The sequence below is a fragment of the Bacteroides sp. AM10-21B genome (assembly GCF_003472565.1).
GTDB classification, from domain to species: domain Bacteria; phylum Bacteroidota; class Bacteroidia; order Bacteroidales; family Bacteroidaceae; genus Bacteroides; species Bacteroides propionicigenes.
Window position 1 is genome coordinate 1 of record NZ_QRME01000017.1, and the last position, 1,539, is coordinate 1,539.

Consider the following 1,539-nt stretch of genomic DNA (forward strand, 5'->3'; position numbering starts at 1 on the left):
GGGCAAAACCTGTGGAGGCCATGTAGCTTGTGCCTGTATTGTATGCATATACGCCTATTTCCGTGAGGTTGGCTGTGGTGGCTTCGGCACGGGTGGCGGCATGGGTATCGCTGTCGGCACGGGTATTGCTGTCGTCTACTGATGTTGAGAAGCCGATGGGCTGTGTTGGCATTAGGGTTGTGTCTTCGTTGTCACAACCGATGCACAGTAGGGTGCAGAATAGTGGAATGAGGATGTATGTACCTTTTATTCTTCTCATTATTGCTTGCTTTTTTTATTAGAAAGAGTTTTTTGTGTGCCCGAAGAAAGACATTCAACCTTCTTCGGGCGTGTGTCAATGCTTTGATTGACGTTTCATTGGTTTCGCTCAGAAACATCTCTTCTCTTGTATGTAAGGAGAAGAGATGCTTCGCTGCGCTCTGCATGACAGGGGTGGGTGTCTCACTTCTGACAAGGGGTGGTTATTGGACAGTTATGTCTTTGTCACCGTCTGTTGTGTTCCAGTTCATTTCTGTGTCTACATCGAATGAGATAGCGTTCAGACCGATGGTGAATGTGAATTTGTAGGCTGTGCCTTTCTTTAAAATGCCGGCGGGCAGGTTCACTGTCTTTTCGACTGAAGATTTGCTGTGGGTGGCATCGGTTATCTTGTTCACGATGTCGTATGCGATTTTTACTTTTACGTCACCGTCTGCGGCTGTTCCTGTGTCGTTGCTTACAGGGAGGAAAAACAGGTATTCGTTCATTGTCGGACTGTCTTTTTCTGTATAGAACAATGGTGTAGCGGTTGTTCCTCCTGCAGAGATGTCGATGGATGGGGTGGTGTAGCCCGCAAAGTTGGCTGCCTTCAGAATCAAGACACCGCATTTGTAGTCTCTATCATCGTATGCTGTCAGTACATACGGAGAAGTGAAGTAGTCCGTTGTATTGTCTGCCCATGTCAGGGTTTTCATGTCGAGCGTTCCCTTGCTGTTCAGTATATTGCTGTGTATCAGCGATACGCCTGTGATGAATACCTTTGTATCGGCGTTTTGGCTGATGTCTGTGCCCGTTTTAGCTACCATATCCACTCTGGTCAGCGGGTGCAGGAATTTGAATGTTACAGTTCCCGAGGCTGAGGTGCGGTTCATTGTAGCGTTGTTACCTGAGGTGGCGGGGTCGGACACTACCAAGTCTATCATGTTGTATTGGTAGGTTGTTTCCTGTGTAAAGTTTATTTTAGGGTCGCTGTTGTCTGTGGCGGATGTCAGTGTGATAGTTGAAGTATTGCTAGTATGTGGCGCATAGGCGAAGAACGAGATTTTCTCGTTGGCTCCTACAGGCCAGAACTTTACGGGGTCGTAGAACCATACGTTTTTGCTATTATCAAAATTCACTTGCTGGTTATTCATGAATTCTGATTTGGCTCCGGTTGTGCTGTAATCTCCGGTTGTCTGATATGCCATGACTCCGAAGTACCACAATTGCTTTATGGCCTCCATGATCATTTCTTTTCCGCGTGTCTGCACGCTTGCATACGTATCAAATCCGATTGGCTTG

2 protein-coding genes are annotated in these 1,539 nt (G+C 46.9%); both read right to left on the minus strand.

All coding sequences use genetic code 11. From position 1 onward, the window contains the following. Positions 1-259: hypothetical protein (locus DW121_RS15545; protein WP_410492048.1), on the minus strand; the 259-nt coding region annotated here is incomplete at its 3' end. Positions 260-461: 202 nt separating this feature from the next. Beyond that, a partial coding sequence (locus DW121_RS15470) for a fimbrillin family protein (RefSeq protein ID WP_147399681.1) occupies positions 462-1,539 on the minus strand: 1,078 nt, incomplete at its 5' end.